At 22.1% G+C, this 22,275-nt stretch carries 21 protein-coding genes; 5 read left to right on the top strand and 16 right to left on the bottom strand.

Annotated features, from left to right (window positions below):
- Window positions 1–78 precede the first annotated feature (78 nt).
- Together AACL03_RS09100 and AACL03_RS09095 are read right to left on the bottom strand one after the other, a co-directional pair.
- On the bottom strand, window positions 79–801 hold the full coding sequence (locus AACL03_RS09100; RefSeq protein WP_339040100.1) for a hypothetical protein: 723 nt from the start codon (window positions 799–801) through the stop codon (window positions 79–81).
- Complete coding sequence (locus AACL03_RS09095) at window positions 756–1,334, bottom strand: hypothetical protein (RefSeq protein WP_339040099.1); 579 nt, start codon at window positions 1,332–1,334, stop codon at window positions 756–758. Before AACL03_RS09095 ends, AACL03_RS09100 begins: the two co-directional genes overlap by 46 nt.
- 40 nt (window positions 1,335–1,374) lie before the next feature.
- Here AACL03_RS09095 and AACL03_RS09090 point away from each other — a divergent pair, with 40 nt between their 5' ends.
- Window positions 1,375–2,325 (top strand): IS30 family transposase, encoded by a 951-nt coding sequence (locus tag AACL03_RS09090; RefSeq protein WP_339038813.1) that lies wholly within the window; start codon window positions 1,375–1,377, stop codon window positions 2,323–2,325.
- Here the strand turns inward: AACL03_RS09090 and AACL03_RS09085 are convergent.
- From AACL03_RS09085 to AACL03_RS09060, 6 genes are all read right to left on the bottom strand, one after another.
- The gene (locus AACL03_RS09085) at window positions 2,322–2,528 is read right to left on the bottom strand and encodes a hypothetical protein (protein ID WP_339040098.1); all 207 of its coding nucleotides are present in this window, start codon (window positions 2,526–2,528) and stop codon (window positions 2,322–2,324) included. The two genes, AACL03_RS09090 and AACL03_RS09085, sit on opposite strands and share 4 nt — an antisense overlap.
- 248 nt (window positions 2,529–2,776) lie before the next feature.
- Window positions 2,777–3,664: a hypothetical protein gene (locus AACL03_RS09080; protein ID WP_339040097.1), complete on the bottom strand. Its 888-nt coding sequence runs from the start codon at window positions 3,662–3,664 to the stop codon at window positions 2,777–2,779.
- A gap of 22 nt (window positions 3,665–3,686) precedes the next feature.
- The gene (locus AACL03_RS09075; RefSeq protein ID WP_339040096.1) at window positions 3,687–4,763 is read right to left on the bottom strand and encodes a hypothetical protein; all 1,077 of its coding nucleotides are present in this window, start codon (window positions 4,761–4,763) and stop codon (window positions 3,687–3,689) included.
- Between the two features lie 54 nt (window positions 4,764–4,817).
- Complete coding sequence (locus AACL03_RS09070) at window positions 4,818–5,855, bottom strand: DUF3137 domain-containing protein (RefSeq protein ID WP_338956721.1); 1,038 nt, start codon at window positions 5,853–5,855, stop codon at window positions 4,818–4,820.
- Between the two features lie 152 nt (window positions 5,856–6,007).
- On the bottom strand, window positions 6,008–7,162 hold the full coding sequence (locus AACL03_RS09065; protein WP_338956719.1) for a YitT family protein: 1,155 nt from the start codon (window positions 7,160–7,162) through the stop codon (window positions 6,008–6,010).
- A 13-nt stretch (window positions 7,163–7,175) separates the two neighbouring features.
- Complete coding sequence (locus tag AACL03_RS09060) at window positions 7,176–8,063, bottom strand: hypothetical protein (protein WP_339040095.1); 888 nt, start codon at window positions 8,061–8,063, stop codon at window positions 7,176–7,178.
- Between the two features lie 126 nt (window positions 8,064–8,189).
- Here AACL03_RS09060 and AACL03_RS09055 point away from each other — a divergent pair, with 126 nt between their 5' ends.
- Entirely contained in the window at window positions 8,190–10,256 is a 2,067-nt protein-coding gene (locus AACL03_RS09055) for a hypothetical protein (protein WP_339040094.1), read from the top strand.
- Here the strand turns inward: AACL03_RS09055 and AACL03_RS09050 are convergent.
- Both AACL03_RS09050 and AACL03_RS09045 read right to left on the bottom strand, forming a co-directional pair.
- On the bottom strand, window positions 10,231–11,706 hold the full coding sequence (locus AACL03_RS09050) for an anthrax toxin-like adenylyl cyclase domain-containing protein (protein WP_339040093.1): 1,476 nt from the start codon (window positions 11,704–11,706) through the stop codon (window positions 10,231–10,233). The genes AACL03_RS09055 and AACL03_RS09050 overlap by 26 nt on opposite strands.
- Before the next feature lie 236 nt (window positions 11,707–11,942).
- Window positions 11,943–12,446: a Pycsar system effector family protein gene (locus tag AACL03_RS09045; protein WP_339040092.1), complete on the bottom strand. Its 504-nt coding sequence runs from the start codon at window positions 12,444–12,446 to the stop codon at window positions 11,943–11,945.
- Window positions 12,447–13,201: 755 nt separating this feature from the next.
- Here AACL03_RS09045 and AACL03_RS09040 point away from each other — a divergent pair.
- Window positions 13,202–14,152, top strand: coding sequence for an IS30 family transposase (locus AACL03_RS09040; protein WP_339038665.1), 951 nt, complete (start codon window positions 13,202–13,204; stop codon window positions 14,150–14,152).
- A 254-nt stretch (window positions 14,153–14,406) separates the two neighbouring features.
- Here the strand turns inward: AACL03_RS09040 and AACL03_RS09035 are convergent, their stop codons facing one another.
- The 5 genes from AACL03_RS09035 to AACL03_RS09015 form a co-directional block, all read right to left on the bottom strand.
- Window positions 14,407–14,883: a hypothetical protein gene (locus tag AACL03_RS09035; RefSeq protein WP_339040091.1), complete on the bottom strand. Its 477-nt coding sequence runs from the start codon at window positions 14,881–14,883 to the stop codon at window positions 14,407–14,409.
- Between the two features lie 155 nt (window positions 14,884–15,038).
- Window positions 15,039–15,776 carry an Abi family protein gene (locus tag AACL03_RS09030; protein ID WP_339040090.1) on the bottom strand — a complete coding sequence of 246 codons (738 nt, stop codon included), beginning with the start codon at window positions 15,774–15,776 and terminating at the stop codon, window positions 15,039–15,041.
- Between the two features lie 21 nt (window positions 15,777–15,797).
- Window positions 15,798–17,711, bottom strand: a complete 1,914-nt coding sequence (locus AACL03_RS09025; RefSeq protein ID WP_338956634.1) for a hypothetical protein — start codon at window positions 17,709–17,711, stop codon at window positions 15,798–15,800.
- 155 nt (window positions 17,712–17,866) lie between these two features.
- Window positions 17,867–18,796 (bottom strand): RluA family pseudouridine synthase, encoded by a 930-nt coding sequence (locus tag AACL03_RS09020; RefSeq protein ID WP_281748084.1) that lies wholly within the window; start codon window positions 18,794–18,796, stop codon window positions 17,867–17,869.
- Between the two features lie 11 nt (window positions 18,797–18,807).
- Complete coding sequence (locus AACL03_RS09015) at window positions 18,808–19,884, bottom strand: type II CAAX endopeptidase family protein (RefSeq protein WP_338979487.1); 1,077 nt, start codon at window positions 19,882–19,884, stop codon at window positions 18,808–18,810.
- Between the two features lie 185 nt (window positions 19,885–20,069).
- Between AACL03_RS09015 and AACL03_RS09010 the strand changes: the two genes are divergently transcribed.
- On the top strand, window positions 20,070–20,762 hold the full coding sequence (locus tag AACL03_RS09010; RefSeq protein ID WP_339040089.1) for a superoxide dismutase: 693 nt from the start codon (window positions 20,070–20,072) through the stop codon (window positions 20,760–20,762).
- A 61-nt stretch (window positions 20,763–20,823) separates the two neighbouring features.
- Here the strand turns inward: AACL03_RS09010 and AACL03_RS09005 are convergent, their stop codons facing one another.
- Entirely contained in the window at window positions 20,824–21,060 is a 237-nt protein-coding gene (locus AACL03_RS09005; protein WP_252319187.1) for a hypothetical protein, read from the bottom strand.
- A 298-nt stretch (window positions 21,061–21,358) separates the two neighbouring features.
- Between AACL03_RS09005 and AACL03_RS09000 the strand changes: the two genes are divergently transcribed.
- The gene (locus tag AACL03_RS09000) at window positions 21,359–22,024 is read left to right on the top strand and encodes an IS30 family transposase (RefSeq protein WP_339040171.1); all 666 of its coding nucleotides are present in this window, start codon (window positions 21,359–21,361) and stop codon (window positions 22,022–22,024) included.
- The last annotated feature ends 251 nt before the right edge of the window (window positions 22,025–22,275 follow it).

Raw genomic sequence — 22,275 nt, 5'->3', positions numbered from 1 at the left:
TTTTCTGATTTATTAAATTTCAAAATCATATAATTATATAATATAGAAATATTATTATACATTTATTATATACTGTTTTTATATAGTAAATGAGCGTGGCTTTGAAAGAAGTGATTGTTCATCAAACTCTGTTTTAAGAATTGAACTACTAATTCCATTATCCAAAGAATTTGTAGGCTCACAATAGTTATTGAATGTTCCATAATTATTTCTTGGTTTAGTAGTAGATCCAAAATTACTATCTACTTTTTTCTGCTCTTCAACAGCATCAAAAAAGATTTCTTTTTCTTCATCATTTTTAAAATTTCATTCTTCTTCATTACATAATTGTCCAATAATACTAGAAAATTCTTCAATACTTTCTAATTCACTAAAAACATCTACTAAACAAGAATCATTAATAGAAGATTGACATGATGTTACTGATTGTTCAATATTACCATTATTTTGTTGATAACCAGTTCATCTTTTAATAGTATCTATAACAGTACTCAGTTTTGGAAGAAATGGTATTCCTTCTTTATTAACCATACAATTAAGTAAAGATGAAACTAGAGAAAGAGTTATACCACCCATAACTTTTGGAGCATCTGTTGACAGTTTTTTTCAAGTAAATTCTTGATTAGATATATAATTCTCAGTACCTCATGTTATAGCCATTGATATTGGTGTTATAAAAAATAATGGTAAAATATTTTTATAAAAAAAATTACTATTTTCATCACTATTTTGTTCACTATTAAGAAGTTGATTTTCTATATCATTAATATTGTTATTAAATAATCTTTTAACTTTTCTCAACCTAATTTTATTACTTTTTCTATCCTAGAAATGATTGCACCATGAAAAGTCATATTTAACACATAACTAGTAAATTCAATAGTTGTCTGTCCAAGAATTTCCATTGAAATTCAATTATCTAAAATATTATTAGAAGCTCTATCCAAAATTACACCAGAATAACTTAAAAATAATAAGAAAGGAATAACTTTTATTATTTCTTTTCCTACATTAATATTATTTTCATTGTTTTTTCATTTATCTATAACTCAATTTTCAATATTTTCGATTGAACCAAAAATAAAAGGTTCAATAGCTGTATCAAAACCAATAAGTATACCACTAAATATCAAACTATCCTTAATAGTTTGTCAATTTCATGGTGTTTTAGCAACAGTAGTACTAATTATCATTTGAGCAGTGATATTACCAGAAAGAGCAACAATAAAAGTAATATTTTTACCTAAAAGTTTAGTTATTTTTGATAAATGCTGAATTATACTTGTAAGTGCAAGTAAATAAAATTGCAAAAAATTCTCATATAAAAATTTCATAATGCTAAATTTAGTTTAGAAAAAAGTAAGGAGTTTTTATATGAGTTATAAACATCTTGGCATAGATGAAAGAATTTATATTGAGAATCAATTGAAATTTAAATTTAAAATTATTGAAATAGCTAAAAATCTTAATCGAAGTATTAGTACTATTATTCGAGAAATTAATAGAAATAAAGATAATAATCATTATTTTTCATTAATTGCACAAAATAAAGCTGAAAATCGAAAACAATCACATATTAGTTTTCATAAGTTTAAAAATAAGAATTTAGTAAAATATGTACAACAAAAATTACTATTAGGTTGATCACCTGAACAAATTTATGGCAGAATTAAAAATTTTCATAAAGAATGAGTTATTAGTTTTAAAACAATTTATACTTGAATTTATTTTGGAATGCTTGATAAAGTTACTAGTAAAAATTTAAGAAGAAAAGGTAAAAAACGAAAATCTAAAGAAAATCGTGGCAAGTTTAATGGTAAATCAATTAAAGAACGAGATATAAATGTTAATGATCGTATAACACTTGGTCATTGAGAAGGAGATACTATAGTATCATCACGAGGTAAAAGCAAATCATGTTTAATAACTTTAGTTGAAAGAGTATCACGATTTACTTTAGCAATATTAGTTAAAAACAGAACTACTAAAGTTATTAATAAAAATGTCAGTTATTATTTATCAATTCTTCCTAAAAACATTGTTAAAACTATTACTTTTGATCGTGGCAAAGAATTTTCAAATTGACAACAACTTGAAAAAAATTTAGATGTAAAAATTTATTTTGCCAATCCATATTCACCTTGACAAAGAGGTACTAATGAAAATACTAATGGTTTAATTAGAGAAAAATTTCCTAAAAAATTTATTTTTTCAAAAACTAATAAAAATGAAGTTCATAAATTTATATTGTCTTTAAATCAAAAACCGAGAAAAATACTAAATTATCTTTCACCAATCGAATATTTGGATAGAAAAATAATTTAGTTGCACTTACCTTTACAATTTAGCAAATATTTGTTTTCTCTAATAGCAGTTTCTTCAAAAATAGATATTGTACTACTATTAGATATGCTAGAAAAATCACCACTTGAAGCCAATAAACTTATTGCACTATCGTCAGACATTCTACGAATATTAAGATTTTGATTACCTGTAAATAAAGGAGACATTTTAAACACTTCTTTCATATATAATAATAATTTTCTTAAGTTGCTACTTTTTATTTTAAAAAAGTAGCATCCAGTAATATAATTATTACGTGAAACTACTTCTTTTAGTCGCATATATTATTTAACCTAAAAAGGTATGAAAAAATAATAGCATGTGTTTTATAACTTGTCTATATTTTTTTAATTTTTTTAATACAAAATTAGTTATAAAAGTAATTTTTATTATTAATTTTTATCTTTTCAAAAAGGAACTAAAAATTTATTAATTAACTATTAGTAGTAAAAATAAAAGTTAAACCTTCATATTTATTACCAAAAGCAATATCCTTTGAATTTTTACCCTCTAATCGAATTTTTATATAATCATAATATTTATCACCAAATTTTTTATTGCCAGTAATAGCAATAACATTATTATAGCCGCCAGCATTTAACAAATATGGTTTAAAATTATCAAAAGTTAACCAAGTAAAGGGTTTTTTTGGAATAAAATTTAATAATGGAACTAAAATATTACCAAGTAAAGGGTTTTTCACTTCTTCAGAAGGAATTCACTCTTGAAATAATTTTCAAAAATTTTTAGCTTTATCTAAATTATTTCTTAAATATTGTTCTTTTTGATTTTTTTCTTCCCTTTTAAAAGTAGCACCAGCAGTAACTAAGTCATTATAAAATCCACCACTGTCTTTTTTGTTAATTGATAAATATTGTGTTCCATTAACTAATGGTTCTAATTTTTCATTTATATAATCTTGTAATGGACTAAAATTAGCATCAAAACTACAATCTTTTACCGTAGAATTATTATAAACAGCTAAATGAATTTTAATATTAGTAGTACTAATTTTTTTTATTTCATCTTGACCATTAGTAATTTCATAAGTAATATTACTAAAATCTTCTGGAGCAGTATTAAACAAGTTACTAATATTGTCTTCAATTAATTTTTTAAAATCAAAAACATGATTTTTATTTTCGGGTTTTAAAAAATTATTAAAATTGGGATAAGTATTATTAGCAATTAAATTTGCAGCATCTTCTAATAATTGCTGATAATCAACTGATGAATTGTGAAAAACATCACATGCACTAATATTAATACTAGTAATACTAGTAAATGCAAAAACACTTATAATTTTTAATATTTTTTTCATAATAAACTTCCTTAGATAATCACTACTTTTTTACTATTATCTTCAAATTTTTCTTTTTTGTATTAATAATTCTATTTTTAATTTGTGAAATTTCATCACGGTTTGTTATTTCATAAAATAAATGATAATAAATATATTTCAACTCACTAACTTTAATATTTTGTTTTTCAACAAATATTAGAAATTGATAAATTTCATGTAAAAGTTCAAATATTTTATTTTTTTCTTCATTAGTTAATACTTTTTGTTTTAATTCATTTCGAATAATTAATGGTGCTTCTTTAACAAATAGAAAATCACTAATGATATTTTTATAATCTCAATTATAAAATATTTTAAAATCATCAACTTTGGTTTTAACATTTTTAATATTATTTAAAATAGTTTTAACATCATTTTTAACTAAACTTTGAATGAAGACTGCTAATATTAATGCTAAAGAACTAGCGGGAATAAAGTACTTTAAAACTTGATCAATGTTAATAGTACCCTTAGTAAAATTTAAAATTGAATTTTTTACAATTAAATATAAAACTTCAAAACCTAAAATAATAAATAATGATCGTTTTTCTATATCTTTTCATCAAGGATTACCAAGAATCTGATTTTTTTCTTCTAATATTTTTTCTAAAATAATATAAATAATAAAATAACAAAATCAATAAGTTAAAACAAATAATGTGGTAAAAACATTAGTAAAACAAAAAATATAAGTAATGTTTCTAGCAACATTTAATACTAATAAAGCTTTAAAAATAAAAAAATTATTTTCAAAATTTGAAATTACCTTATATTTATTTTCAATATATTTTTTCATTCAACATCTGATTTGAATAAATATTAAAGTATTACTTGCAATACAACTACTAAAAATAGCAATATATAAATAAGTTTTTAAAGTAATAATAGTTTCATCAGTAATACTAGCATTATTAAAAAAATCAAATGTTAAAATTTTATTAAAAATACTACTTTTAACTTCTCATAAAATTGCACAAATAATCAAACAAATTGTTAATAACATTCATAAAATTGTTTGCATCAAATATTTATTGTTAAATCATTTTCAGCTTGATTTTAATAATTGATAGTTATTCATAATTTTATCTACCTTATTTTTAAATTATTGTAAAGTAATTTATATAAATTATTATTATAATAATTGTAAGTTATTAACTCACATTTGTGCTTGCGTTAAATTTAAAATATCTTTACTAATCATTGCTAATAATTTATTAATAAACTTTTCAAGATTAGTAGTGGTGGGTAAAACCATCAATTTGCCTTTTCCATCATTATAAGGATTTTTTCCTAATTCATATTTTCAACTTAATGTTAATTGTTCATTTTCTATGTGAATAACTGGTAAATCCTTATTTCCTAAACTATAAGCAAATTCATTAAGTAAATTCATTACTTTTGGTTCTAAAATTAATCTTAATTTAATTTGATTATCACATTTTACTTCAAATAAATCTTCAAATAAATGTGATTCTAATTGAACTTTCTTTTTACTACGAAATTTTTTTGAAAATATATTACGTGGTGTTAATGTCATTGTAAAATTATTATTCCTAATAATAGTTGTATAATAAACAAAACGTGCATAATAACAAGTAATTTTTTCTGTTTCAATAACTTGAGCAGCACTATTATATCCAGAACTTGTCTCATACATAACTTTTTGGTTAATGATACTTCCATAGTTAAAATTTTGACCATTAATACTTCCTATCATTATTTGTTCGCAATAATTATAATAATTAGGTTGTTCATCTAAAGGTAAATTACCTTGTGGTTCAATTGTTCAATAATCACTAATAGTTGTTAAATTCATTTGTGAATTATTATCTTTAATAACTCATTGATAATAGTTAATAATTGGTAATTCTTCTATTAATTTTTCATGAATTTTAGTTTTTAATACAAAACTCTGCACTAATAAAAAGCATCCAACAATGAATCCAATAATACTAATAATGGTAAATGGTTTTTTAATAAATGATGATTTGTTAATACCAATACTAGCACCAATAGCAATTAGAGCAATAATGGTAGTAATAATTCATAAACTAATTCATAAACGATTATTTATTAATTTAATTCATCAATGATTACTACTATTATTATAGTCAGTATGAATATTATTAACAATCTCATTTACAACCTTTGGCGATAAATTATGTTTCATAATTATTCCATTCTTTTTTAATTCTTAATATAGCTTATAATTAATTTTGTTTTATAAAAAAATAGAAAAAGACTAACTATAGATGTAATAATCTATTTAGAAGTCTAAAAACCTACTATTATAAAACTAATTACATTATAACATATATATTATTAGTTTTTTTCTAAAAAATCATTAATTTCAGTAATATTAACAGGTGCATTTTGTGGAGGTTTACCTGCATTACCACCATGCATATATTTTGCAGGAACTGCTACCATAAAAACTTTAGGATCGATTCGAACTATTTTTGTTTTAAAAAAATTATATTCTAATAATGACATTGTTGTCATCATCATTTTATATTCATTACCTGAATACAAACCTTTCACATTTCAAACATTACCACCACGTAAATAATTATTTCGATAAATATCATTACGGATTTGCTCTAATTCATTAGAAATAATAAATACACTCATCAACATATATTTTGGATAAACTCTATTCATAACAAAAGCTGCTACATAAATATAAACAAGCGTTGACATAAAATAAGGCCTAACTAAAAAATTATCAACAAGACTAGTTTTCTGTAAAAAAGTTCCATCAAGAATTAAAACAATAACAACAATAATAATATTAGTATTTCTAATAATAGTAGCAATTGAATATTTACGTTTCATAGAAATATAAGTACTAATAAAATCCATACCACCACTAGATCCACCAGTTTTAAATAAAATACCAATACCAGCACCATAAATTAATCCACCTAAAGCAGCAAAAATAAAAGTACGTGGTAAAACTAAGTGCCAATAATCTGTAGTACCTTTTAATGGCTCATTACCTAAAACTTGAAAATTTTTAAGAGCATCAATTGCTGTTAACAAAAAGTTAATTCCATTTTGAAATAACAAATAAATGATAGTATAAAGAGTAAAACGAAATCCAACCTTGAATAATCCTCAAATAATGATAGGACCATTAATAAGAAAATATACTGGATAAAATCAAAATGCTTGCGTTGTTTCTTGTTCAGTAATACTGCCATTATAAGATAAGGCAATAAATTTAGCTATTAATTGTGCAAAAGCTGATAAACCATTAGTATATAAACCAGCACGATTAATAAAATAAAAAAAGGAAACAGTTGTTAAAAAAGCACCAATAAAAATTAATAATAAATTTTTGGAAGTTATTTTTCAATTAAAATTTTTTCATGAAGAATGGATCTCTTGTTTAACACCAATATTTTTAAAAGTAAAGGCATCAACAATTAACGGTGGCTCTTTATCTTTATTTTTTGCTTCTGAATTATTGGACATATTAAACTCCTTTTTAACTATTAAATTGAAGTATTGTTGGAACATAATTACTATCATCATAAGGCGAAGGTAAAGACATGTCAATTAATGAATCTTGAAAACTAATCACAAAATTAACTTTAAGTTCTAATTTATTAGGACCAGAGCTTGTAACTTTTTGACCATCAATTCCTTTGATATTAATATTAACAGAATTAACATAAGGATTATTATTTAATGCTAAACTTATTCCTTCTTGAACTAAAGTTTTAGTTTTTTGAGAAAAATCAGCATATGTTTTATCAATATCAGGTTTAGTTTCATCATCAACACTAATTGGTACTATTTGTTCTGATAATTTAGTAACATCACTAACACAACTATAAACTATGTAATCGCTTTGTGTATAAGAACATTTTATATTAAAAGTTTTTTTTATGTATTGTTCAACTTTAAAACTTTTATCATTATTTACTACTCCAACTTGATAAGTAATATTAATACTAATTCTACCGGTTGAAGTATCAACATTTCAAGTTCTTGCTTTTGTTGATTCATCTATTTTACCATTATCAATCGTAAAATAATAACATTTAGTACCTACTTCTAATTGACTATCAAATCAAGTTGGTTCTTTAATATTTGCTTTATCTAAAATTAATTTGGCAAGTGATTGTGCAAGACTGCTTTCTAATGCTTTATTTTCAATAACTTGTTCTTTTTCAGGTCTTTGACCATCAATAGGAACACCCACTGGTTTTTTAATACCAACTTTTGATAAAGTTGATTCTCAACCATTATAATTACCATTAGTAATTGCTTTTAAAATACTATCTTGTTGTTGATCAGAACAAGCTAAAACTGGCGTTACTATTCCACTACCAAAAGCAATAGTACCCATTAATGTTAAAATTTTTTTCATAATTATAATCATTCCTTAATTTAAAAAATATCATATATAAATTGTAACTTATTTTTATTATTTTGCTATACACTATCTTCAAAATCTTTATAATTAATATTAGTTTATATTAAAGGAATTGATAATATGTTTAAAATTTTATATACACTAGTTACTATTTCACTAGCCGCTTTTACTAATTTAAGCCAAGTGAAAATAAATAATTATCATCATAAAGAAATAAAATCAGAAAATACTATCCTAAATGAACAAAGTTTAACCTTAGCTTTTGAAAGTGGAAATTTTTATAATTGAAATGAAAATGATTCAACTAATTCTATTGCTGGTATTTTTACAAATTCACAAGCACAATCTTATTTATTAAATAAGGATGGCACATATAATAATTTAGACTTACAAATTAATAATTTTATTAGATTTGATGATAACTTAGGAATTGCTACTTTAAATAATTTTCATAAAAGTGATGATACTAATTTTATTAATAATTCATTTTTAATGACTAAAAATGGTATTAGTGATGATGCTACTGCCATTGAAACTCCAAATCATACTTTTACTAACTTTGGTAATAATATCGTTAGTACCGATATTGGTGTTGACTTAATTAATACAGACGGAAAAGTAACTAACTTAGTTACTCCCTATCACTATGGAAAAGGTAAAACTAGTTTTACTACTATAAATGATACTTTTGGTGTTTTTGTTGGTGGTGATCAAAATTCTTATATTCTAAAAGTTGATGGTAATATCAAGCCAATTAATATGAATGTTCCTAATCCAATACTATTAAATTCTTTTGTTGCCATTAATAATAATGGTGGCATTATTCGTGATGTTAATGGTCAATTATTTTATTTAACAATAGAAGATAATGGTAATGCTACAACAAAACCATTAATTATTAATAAGGAGCCACTGTTTAGTACTACTACTGTTTTTTTTAGCAAGACTGGTAACAATCAAGGAATTTTAAATGTAAATCTCAAAAATAGCTCCAAATTTTTTGGACAACCTTATCATTTAAGCATTACTGATAGTAATGATATTAAACTTACAAAAATTAATGAACATTATATGAATAATTTCATTTTACTTCATGATGGTTTAGGTATTTTTATTGATGAACAAGAAATTGGCTATTTTGTAAATGAATTAGGTGCTTTTACTAAAATTGGTTATTGTGCCAATTTCCAAAGAATAAATGATAATCTTGGTTTTATTAATAATAATACAAGTAAATTATTACTAAGTGATAGTAAAAATAACAATTGAAGTCGAATTAATACTATTAAATTTACTAAAACTAAAAATGAACAATTGACTAATTTTATTAATTCATATATTGATAAAGATAAACTTACTGCAGTTAATCGTACTAATAATTGAATTAGTAATAATAATCTAATTTTAAATGTAACTAATGATGAACTAAAAGATATTACTATTAATGATAATCAACCATTATTACCAAATATTAATAATAGTATTACAACTATTATTAATAGTAATTCTGAAATTAATATTAAATTTAAAGATGAAATAATAACTTACCATGTATTAATATATAATCAAAATATTTTGCCAACACTAGATAATAGTACTAATACTAATATTAAATATGTTGGAATAGTAAATAATAATTTATATGACATTAATAGCACTAATACTAATGACGGTTTTACAATTAATTTTAACTATGATAATACTATCCAATTTGTAAATATTATTACTATTGATAGTACTACTATGAATAAAATGAATTTATGAACATTAAAACCAAAAACTACTTTTAAATTAAATGCCAAAAGCAATAATAATGTATATTTACTACAAACTGTTAATTGAAATAATATTAGCAACTGACAATATTTTACTATTTATCATGGTAATAATTTACCTATTATTGAATTTTGAACTACTGATACTGGTATAAAATTATGAAATGCTGCTTTAAAACTTAATTATACTTCTAAGGAACTAGAAAATATGAATGCAACAGAAATTAATAATCTAAGAAATTTATCAGTTAATTGAACAATTAATGAAGCGCGTGGTAATACTTTAGGTTATATTATTTCTGGTTTTCTTAGTATTGGTTTCATTTTAACTATTATTGCTATTATTTATGATTGATACTTAAAACAACAATTTAAAAAAAAGAAATCTAACACAAAGACAAATGTGAATTAATACAAAATAACTGTTCTTTTATTTTTTTGGAATTAGGTTTATCATTTTCTAAGCTATTTACTGCTTCAACATTAACTGATAAACTTAGTTCATTAGATTTCCGTCTTTCACTTTGTTCTTCTCTTATTTTTCTAACTCAAGGATTAAATGAATTAGCAAAACCTAAAAAATCAGTTTGTTTTACAAAACAATTATTTGGAACATAATATCCTTTTGTTTTTATATAAAACAAAAAAGGTTCTAGAAATTTTTTTCATAAAAAAATTCCATCATTAAAAGGTTCATAAACAGCAAAATAAGAAATAGTCTGTTTATCTACTTTTATTCCATTAGGAAATGTAAAATCAGTTAATAATTGTTGATTAGGTAAAAAAAATGTATAAAAATTTTCATTAAAATCTCTAACGTTAATATTAACAAGTTCAAAAGAATGCTGGATTGGACATAATTGATCATTTATTGCCTCTTCATAACCCAAATTTTTACTTAATTTATCAAGAAATACTTTGTTTTCTAAAGTATTTGATATTTCTAAAGAGTATCTAAAATCAAAAAAATTTTCATAATTATGACCTTTTTTAAAAATTTTACTCAAATCTCTTTCTCTATAACTATTTGATCAACTATCTATTTTCAATGCTGCAAATGAATTAGTAGGTATTGGTGGTTGATGATATTTTATTGATTCATCTATTGTTCAACAAACTGCAAAAAGATCATAATCAGGAATTATTGGTTTTTTTTCTTTAGAAATTTCTTGACAAAAAATAGAAATTGGAAAATAAATTAAATTATTTTTTTCAATTTCTATTATTTCTTTTAAATCTCTATTATTTAAATTTTTAATATTATTTTCTTCATCAAGCGCAAAAATATAATAAACATTATATGTATTATCATTTTTTTCTTTTTCTAAATAAAGTACTATCTCGTTTTTTTTATTTTTTGGTTGACAACATTTAATAAAAATTTGATCCAAAAAAAATTCAGCATCAATAATTCCAAATTTTTCCATATTAACTAATAAAAAGAAAAAATGTTCATTAGTAATTTTTAAAATAGTTTCATTATTTTTTAATTTTAAAGAAACAGGATTTATTTTATTATCTTTATTATTTTTATTTAATTTTATTGAAAATTTCTTACAAAGAAGATTTATTTTTTCAGTTTGTGTTTCATTATCTTTTAATCCTATCTTGCTTAAAAATGTTAACTCATCTAAAGAAATTATAAAGCCAGATTGTACACCTCAATCAGAACTTTTATTTTTAATACTAAAATGTTTTGCTGGATATTTTTGAGGTATTAATACTTTTGTTATTGGATTAACATTTCTTACAATAAGAACTACATTTTCTTCTTGAGCAGTTTTAATAAAACCTGCAAAATGTTCTTCAAAAATTCCATTATTTTTGCATTGTTTAACTTCATCATTAACATAAATTTCCATAGTTTTTTATTTCTCCTTCTTTCTTTTTATCTGTTAATTACACTTCAAAAAAAAGAAAAATTCTTTTCTTTTTTATTACTTTTTTTGTAACTAAAACATTAATTTATCAATATTTTTGGAATTATTTTTCTAATTTTATAAAAAATATCCTAAATAAGTGTAAACATTTTTAAAAACAAAAAGGAAAAAAGACTATTTTTAAAAATAGTCTTTTTTATTAATTTTTCTAGTTTATTTTATATAAACATATAAAGTAAAAATGAAATAACTATTGAAAGCGTTGATAAAATTAAAAATAAAATACCTAAAACTAACATTTTATGTTTTTTACAAGCTATAATAGAATTAATTTGAATTCGTTTCAATAAGTCAGTTTCTTGATCTTGTAAAATTATTTCTTTAATACTATCAGGTTTCATTTTTTGTAAATCTTTATAATAAAGAGTATAATCATTTTTTCTTATTTTATTAAGTTTTTTAGGTGTACTTCTTGGAAAAATTGTTAAAATAAAAAATAAAAATGCTAAACATAAAAACACTACATATAAAAGTACAAAAGTAAATAAAAAACATGTTTTAATTGTTATATTACAATTTTCAATATTTTTAAATATTGGTATTCAACCAAAAGACAGTCCTAACAGAGCACCGGCAATAGCTGATAATATGCTAGCCTTTCCATCAAATCTTTCTATTTGTTTTTTAATTTCATTTAGTAAATTAACTTCATTGTCATTCATTAGTTAAAATTCCTTTTTATTAGTTATTGATTTAAATAAAAAATAAATTAAATTAATAATTAAATTTTATTTTTTTTAATTTCTATTTCTTTAAGCTACATTTAAATTTTTAAGTGTAACTAAAAACAACAACTATTCTTATCTTTGAAATTATTTTTATCAAGTTTATTTTTAATTTTGTTTTATAAAACATTATGATGATTTTTTGCAAACTTTGATAATTATTATTAACTATTAATAAAAAACTATCTAAAAAATAGTTTTTGGTTTTTTCAAACTAAGATTATTTTTATGGTTTTTGATAAGAAAATTTTTAAACATTAGAATGTTTTATAAAAGCATATTCAATTAAATTAATATTTGACTGTAAGTTATTATTAATTATAAAATTACATTAATATTTTAATATTGTTAATAAAAATTGACTTTAATTATAAATTAACTTTTGTTAATATTTTTAAATACTATTTTGATAATAATTTAAAACATTAATAATTAATATATTTAAATATATTTAAATATATTTAACACTAATTCTTTTACCATTTAACTCCAGAGATAGTATAACGTTTTTATTTTTTATGTTCAACTATCAATATCAAATTATATTTTGATAAGTTTATTCTTTTTATTAATTTAATATTATATTTTGCTGAGTTATACTTGTAAGTGCAAGTAAATAAAATTGCAAAAAATTCTCATATAAAAATTTCATAATGCTAAATTTAGTTTAGAAAAAAGTAAGGAGTTTTTATATGAGTTATAAACATCTTGGCATAGATGAAAGAATTTATATTGAGAATCAATTGAAATTTAAATTTAAAATTAGTGAAATAGCTAAAAATCTTAATCGAAGTATTAGTACTATTATTCGAGAAATTAATAGAAATAAAGATAATAATCATTATTTTTCATTAATTGCACAAAATAAAGCTGAAAATCGAAAACAATCACATATTAGTTTTCATAAGTTTAAAAATAAGAATTTAGTAAAATATGTACAACAAAAATTACTATTAGGTTGATCACCTGAACAAATTTATGGCAGAATTAAAAATTTTCATAAAGAATGAGTTATTAGTTTTAAAACAATTTATACTTGAATTTATTTTGGAATGCTTGATAAAGTTACTAGTAAAAATTTAAGAAGAAAAGGTAAAAAACGAAAATCTAAAGAAAATCGTGGCAAGTTTAATGGTAAATCAATTAAAGAACGAGATATAAATGTTAATGATCGTATAACACTTGGTCATTGAGAAGGAGATACTATAGTATCATCACGAGGTAAAAGCAAATCATGTTTAATAACTTTAGTTGAAAGAGTATCACGATTTACTTTAGCAATATTAGTTAAAAACAGAACTACTAAAGTTATTAATAAAAATGTCAGTTATTATTTATCAATTCTTCCTAAAAACATTGTTAAAACTATTACTTTTGATCGTGGCAAAGAATTTTCAAATTGACAACAACTTGAAAAAAATTTAGATGTAAAAATTTATTTTGCCAATCCATATTCACCTTGACAAAGAGGTACTAATGAAAATACTAATGGTTTAATTAGAGAAAAATTTCCTAAAAAATTTATTTTTTCAAAAACTAATAAAAATGAAGTTCATAAATTTATATTGTCTTTAAATCAAAAACCGAGAAAAATACTAAATTATCTTTCACCAATCGAATATTTGGATAGAAAAATAATTTAGTTGCACTTACCTTTACAATTTAGCTTTTATATAAAAAAAACAAAATTATTAATTATTTACAACATACTATCAAATAAACAATTAAGTATTTCTAATTATTTTTATAACTTAAAATATCCTATTTAAATAAATTTTAAATAGGATAATAGTAATTTTTATAATTCTTTTTTTAATAAAATATTTAAATATTTAAGCCATTTTCTTTAATGTTTTTTTATTATTTTCTAATATTTTAAGTTTATAAATATAATTAATTATAAAGAAATATTATTTTTTTCAATAACGGAAGTAGATACTGTATCTTCTTTATTGATATCTAATACTACTGTTGCAGAAAAACTTTTTGTAACTGATTGACTATTTCTTTCAATAAATTGATCAAGCGCCTTTTGTACTTCTGATATTTTTAACAAACTTGCATATAATTGTTCAGCATTACCTTTCAATAATAAACAATTTAAAAAACCCTTTTGTATATTATCTGTGATTTTCATTTTATTTAAATTAAAAATTGTATTAAGTAATATACTATTTTCAGTTTTTTCAATAGTTGGAGCAAAATAATTAGATATACCTTTATATTTTACTTCTAAGTTTTTATAAAAATGATTCATTATCTGAAAAAGATTTTTTTTACTAATAATTTCTTCGGGAAATAACTCTTTTAATAAATCAAGTCGTTTTAATTCTGTAATATTTAAATCTTTTTTTTCATTATACTCTGATTTCATTTTTTTCCTACTTTCTTCAAGTTTCATTAATTCTAAATAAAATAAACCATTGTCATTTAAAAATGACAATGGTTTATTTTACACTAGTAATTAATTGATATAATTATAATATACTTATTAAATTAAATCTACTAAAATTTAATAATTTTTCTATACTAAGTATGGATTATACTTTGATTATCTTCCTTAACACAATCATGAATTTTAACATCATAACTATTAAATAAATTTTCATAATCAACATTAAATGGCACTAGTAATTGGTTTTTACTAGAAAAACGAGTAATTAATAAGTGCAAATAATGATGATCATTATTGGCATTTAAAGTTTGTTCATAATAAGCGAACCGTTCTTTATACTTAAATTGAATTGCTAATACTTTAAAATTATGTGATAAATAATTACGAACATCTTTAATATACTCTAACTGTTCTAATAAAATTTTACTATCATTAAATTCTTTGATACCAAAATAATGAGCAATCTTAGCGATACTTTTATCATTTAAAGTTTGTAATAATTTCATTGTTCATTCAAATGACATAACTTCTATTAAACTGCGTATTGTTCGTGATTTTAAAACACCACTTCTATTATATTTATTATAACCAGCACGAATCAAACGTAAAGCTGTTTTCATTTGAGCTAGGTGTTCTGGATTAAGAAAAGTAGCATTATCTAAATTTTGAACATTATCATTAAAAAGTTGATGTAATAAAGCATTTTTTAAAGAATTTTCAATCATTAAAATATGTTTTAAATACAATAAACGTAAATCAATGTTTAATAATAATAAATCTTTAAGTTGATGTTGAGGATAATTATGCTTTAATAATTCTAAATATTTTTCTTCAACAATATTTTCTGCAAATCATTCTTCATTTAATAACATGTAATTCACTCCTTAAATAAACTAACCTCTAATTTTATAAATACCAACGCGAATAGAAGAATTTTCAGATTCTTTTGTTTCACTTTTAATATCTACTTCTTTTTTTCTTCGTAACAACTCTTGTTCAATAAAGTCATCAACGTTCATATTGGTACTTTGATAAGTAGCAGTTCAATCAAATGTTTTATTAGTAAAGTTATTTTTAGGTTTATTACTATCTTTAAAAAATTCTTGTACTTCTTGATTCATAAATGCTTTTTGCTTACGTTTACGTGAAAATAAATTAGTAAAGAATTTCTTAAAATTAAAAATTGATCAAAACTGACGAAAATTAATAGTCATTGCTAAACCAAAAATTAAAATTGATGAATATAATAATGAATAACCGATAACTCGTAATACAAAACTATAATCTGTGAAATTATATGTTGGTGGATATTTATCAAAGAAATAAAGACATCCAAATAATGTTACTGCTAAAATTGGAATAATTAACACTAAAGTATTTTGAATAATAAAACGTAAATCACTATTATACGTCAAATGTTTTCAAACATAAACTCAGATTGAAATTAAACGATAAACTCAACCAATACAACTTGATAAAAGAATCATATATAAACTTAATGATAAATATTGATAACTTTGATGTTTTCAACCTAAATTTGATAGTATTCAACCCAAAATAACACCTAAAACAAGATTTATTATTGATTGAATATATGAACCTCAAATTGTTTCTTTGTGTTTTACAGTAGCATTTACAATAACTTTTCCTGGTTCGGTTGCCACTTGAATTGTATTTTTTAAAGATAAAAGTAAAATAAATCATGGTTGTGACAAAAATAAATTAATAAAAAGATTTTTTGAAGAATCAAAATTACCATCAGAATTATTAATATTTGTAATACTTAAAGCAGACACTAAATATTGAGTAATAATAAATTGATTAATAAATAAAAAACCAGCAATCATATAAGCATATAACTCAAATTTAGTATACACAGTTCATCTAATTCGTCCACTTTTGGCAATTCAATATCCAAAAACTTCGCGAAAAGAACTAATTAAAATTAAAGCAATTGAGCGCATTGTTGTGGCAATAATAATATAAATAGTGTAAATTGATGTTGTTGTCAGTGATAAAAATAAAGTAATTAAAATAATATCAATGTTAGAAATAATCATGTCAGGTAAACGATTCAGGGCTACTCATCATGATTGTTTTAGCATCCTTTTTTGTTGTGTTCATTTTTTATGTTGTAATCATGGATATTCAATTTTAATAACGATAAAAGTAACAAATGCTTTTAATACACCACAAACAAAATAAGCAAAAAAAGGAATATACATATCTATTGGTTTACCATCAGATTTTCTAATAACTAATAACGTCATTAGTAAAATATACATAATAATCTCTGAAAAAATAAAAATTAAACGATTTAAATAACCTTTTTGATCAGCTTGAATTAAATTTTGATAAGCACCACTAAAATAAAAAAAGATTAATTCACGTGATCCTAAAGAAATAATAATAAGTGCTACTTGTCAAAAAGGAATTTCCATATCTAAACCAATTTCTGGTAAATGAACACTAGCTAATCCTAAAATAAAACCAGCACTGACAAGAATAATTAAATATATTCTTCCTGAATGATGATAATTTTTTCTTGTCGTATTAATAATATCGTTGACGGTTTCATAATCATCATTTTGTAAAGGACGATATAAAGAAAAAATGGTAATTAAACCAAGTCCTCCTTCTGTCAAACTAAGGTAAGTCAAAAAAGAAATAATAACACGAATTAAACCATTAATTTTTTCACCGTATGCTAAACCAGTAACATAAAGAAAAGTTAACTGTAAAATAGAGATAACAATTGTCATGATAACACCAACAATTGTATTAAAAATACCTTTTTTAGTTGTCATTACTTCACCCAATCTATATAAATAAAATTAATTTTGTTTTTTACTTAAATATGTTAACAACCCAAAATTAAAAGTTCAATATTATTAATCACTATTAAAAATAAAAAAATAGCAAAAAAATAAAAATGTAATCTATATATTAGTATAGATTAATTTTATCATTTTTCTTTTTTAATCTGTTTAATTAAATCTGTTTTTAAATCTTTTATTATAAAATTTTGATCATTCAAATAAGTAAATGGTTCTTCTAAATCATTAAATGACAAATAATAAGCAAATAATGCAATTTTATTAGGAGTAACTATTGTTGACCCATACTTAGTGTCACCAACAATTGGTAAATTTAAAAATTGTAAAGTACTACGAATTTGATGTTTTCTACCAGTAACTAATTGACACTCAACTAAAGTAAAGTCTTTAGTATTAAATATTGGTGTAAAGATGGTGCTACAACTTTTACTTTGTTCACTTGGTTCAATTGAAAATTTCATCTTCATTGTTAACTCATCATGAGTAATATAACCAGAAATATTTAAATTTTTAGTTAATTGGCCAGAACAAATAGCCAAATATTTTTTAATAATTTGACCATTTTTGGTAGCATTATGAAGTGCGTTTTGTGTCATTTTATTTTTTGGATAAATAATTAAACCCTTAGTTAGTTTATCTAAACGATACTGATGACTAATATTAAATGTTTGCTCACGTTTCTTCTTCGGGTATTTTTGTTGTAAATAATATTTTACCATGTTATCTAAGCAAGAACCATATGGTTGATGGACAACAATATTATGATCTTTATTAACAATTAAAAAATTATCATCTTCATAAAACAATTCAATTGGTGCTTCTTTAGTAATTTTTTCTGGTTTATAGTTAACAACTAAATTACTTTCATAAATGACTACTAAATCATTTTCTTGTAAGCGATATTTAAAATCAGTAGTAGTTTTATTATTAACTCTGATTTTTTTTGTTCTAAATAAACGATAAATTTTTGAGAGTGGTAGTGTTTTAAATACTTTTTTTAAATAATTAATTAAAGTTTGATCAGCATCATTGGCAGTAATTGTTAGGGTAGTCATAATTTCTCCTTTTAATTTTTATTAATAAAACCAGAAATAGTTGCAATTAGATTAGAAAAAGCATGTAAACCAATAGTATATGTAGTATTACCGCGTGTCATTATAAATAATAAGGGTAATATAATACTAAATCCTAAATAACCAATAATATTATTTCAATCACCACTATCCATAACATGCATTGATGGGAAATAAATTAACGAAGCAGCATATGCTAACCAACGATAACGAACAATGGTAAAAGTACCATGACGATATGATATTTCTTCATTAATTGGAGCAATAAAAATAGTACTAAGAACTAAAACAAAAATGCCATATGGACTATTCATTAATAAGTTTAAAACATCTTGATTTTTTGAAGTATTATTACTTGTTAACATATTAAATTCACTAAATTTAGGAATTATGTTGAAAATAATATTTAAAATAGTACCAATAACAGCAAAAATGGTAACTCAAGTTATTAAATCTAATTTTGCTTCTTTTAAAGTAGTAATAATTCTCTCACGTAATGATCTACAAAATATTAATACTAAAATTGATCCTAACATTTGAAATAACTGTTGAATTAAAAATGTAGTAGCAAGCGAAGTTACATCATCATCTTTACCACTAATAACTTTTGTTGCAATAAAAAATAAAAGAACAAATACTACACTAATAAAACCAAACACACTATGACTATAAGCAGCCCACCCACCTTTTTTAATCATAGTTTCTCAATCAATACCAAGTGAAACAACTAACCCAAAAATTGGCAATAAACTAAAAATAAAAAGACTAAGAAATGAACTTTGACTAGTATCTTTTACAGCATAAGTTTTGATTAAACTATAAAGAATTGGAATTATAATAAAAGATATAAGATAAATTATTGTTAGAGTCCAACTGGCTGTTTTGAAATTAAAGTTATTGGTGTCATCACAACTAAGTGATTTTGAAGTAAATTTATCAATAAATGACTGTTTTTGTTCATTTTTTTCTAAATTATTACTATTAATGTTATCAGTTTGGTTTACATTAATTCTACGTATGATATCATTGTTGTGAGAAACATTAATTTGATTAGATTTTTTATTAAACATGTATAAGTACTGCACGAAAACTTTCACCCTTTGTTAGTAAAATTAGTATTTAATATTAATTTTTAGTATAACATATAGTGAGAAATCTTGTAATATAATAAACTTGTAATTTTACATTAATTTATTATAATGTAATGCAATATTTATATGTGAAGAGTTTAAAAAGAAAAGGAGGATAGAAAAGAATGCCTAAATACAAGATTAATATTATCGATTTACCATATAATTATGATGCTTTAGAACCTTATATTTCACAAGAAACAATGAAACATCATTATGAAGAACTTCATAAGAAATATTTAACTTCTTTAAAATTAGTGATGGATAAACATCCGAAAGTTTTTTCTGATTATAATCTTGAAACTAAAGGGGAACTAAATCGTTTATTAAGTAATTATTGTAAATTAGAAGATATATGTGAGGATAAAGAAACTTGTAATGTAAAAAAATTACAAAGTAGCATTCGACAATTTGGTGGGGGAGTAATTAATCATAATCTTTTCTTTTCACTATTGGGGAAAAATAAAGGTTTTAATGAAAAATCAGCTATTGGTAAAGCAATAATTAATCGCTTTGAATCTTATGAAAAATTTGAAGCTGCTTTAACAAAAACTGCCATAGATATTTTTGGAAGTGGTTGAGCATGATTAGTAATTGACAATAATGGTACATTAAGACTATGCAAAACTTTTAATCAAGACAATCCATGATTCTTGAATATGTATCCATTGATCGCTATTGATGTATGAGAACATGCACATTATCTACAATATAAAAACGAACAAGAGAAATACTTACAAGCATTATTAAAAGTTATCAATTGAGAACAAGTAAATAACAATTATCAAGAGTATTTAAATGAAAAAACTAAAAAATAAGTAAAAAAGAACTCAATTGAGTTCTTTTTTTATAATATTATTAATATTAATCTAATCTAAATTATTTTTTAGAAGAATTTTTCGAAGAAATAGCAGCAATTCTAGTTTTTTCAATTTCTGCTTTTTTTTCTATTTTAATTTTTTCAACATGCTTTTTAAAACCACATCGATTACAATTCAATTGAATATTTTTTGCTTCTAAAAATTCGGCAATTAAAATAACCCTACCACATCGATGACAAGCAAAAGCATTTTCTGGCTTTTGTGCTAAACGAACAGATGCATATGTATCTTTCATAACTTACTCCTAACTCATATAAAATTAAAGTAATTATTTTTAGTTTTAATACTATACTTAAAACTTATCAAAGGTTAATATTAAAAAATGTGTCTAGTTATATATAAAAAAAACTTTAAGTTAAAATAAACTTAACAGGAGTTTAAAAACTAAATACTTAATTAGCCATTATTTTTTAATACTAATTTTATTATAATCATTTTTTTTAAAAAATGTATATTATTATTTATTTATTTTATTTACATTACTAAATTATACTTTTATAAAACAATATTACAATTAAAGTAATAATTCATTTATAATTATTCGAGAAATTAATAGAAATAAAGATAATAATCATTATTTTTCATTAATTGCACAAAATAAAGCTGAAAATCGAAAACAATCACATATTAGTTTTCATAAGTTTAAAAATAAGAATTTAGTAAAATATGTACAACAAAAATTACTATTAGGTTGATCACCTGAACAAATTTATGGCAGAATTAAAAATTTTCATAAAGAATGAGTTATTAGTTTTAAAACAATTTATACTTGAATTTATTTTGGAATGCTTGATAAAGTTACTAGTAAAAATTTAAGAAGAAAAGGTAAAAAACGAAAATCTAAAGAAAATCGTGGCAAGTTTAATGGTAAATCAATTAAAGAACGAGATATAAATGTTAATGATCGTATAACACTTGGTCATTGAGAAGGAGATACTATAGTATCATCACGAGGTAAAAGCAAATCATGTTTAATAACTTTAGTTGAAAGAGTATCACGATTTACTTTAGCAATATTAGTTAAAAACAGAACTACTAAAGTTATTAATAAAAATGTCAGTTATTATTTATCAATTCTTCCTAAAAACATTGTTAAAACTATTACTTTTGATCGTGGCAAAGAATTTTCAAATTGACAACAACTTGAAAAAAATTTAGATGTAAAAAATTTATGGGCGGTTGTCAAAGTTACGAAATAATTTATTATCATATTAGTAACTTATTTCCAAAAATGAATTATTTGAAAAATAATGAAAATTAGACAAAATTACTCTCTTTTCTTAAAACATTAAATTTATATTTTATATTCGACGTATTTAAAAAAAATAAAATATACATTTTGTAAGTTAAATTAAAATTATCAACAAGGAAAAAGACAAGAAATAATCTTGTCTTTTTTTGTAATTGTAAAATTTTAAAATTTTTAATAACAATCTTTAGCACTATTATC

Source organism: Spiroplasma endosymbiont of Andrena trimmerana (assembly GCF_964019575.1).
Classification (GTDB): domain Bacteria; phylum Bacillota_I; class Bacilli_A; order Mycoplasmatales; family VBWQ01; genus Spiroplasma_E.
This window is presented reverse-complemented; position numbering and strand designations above follow the sequence as displayed.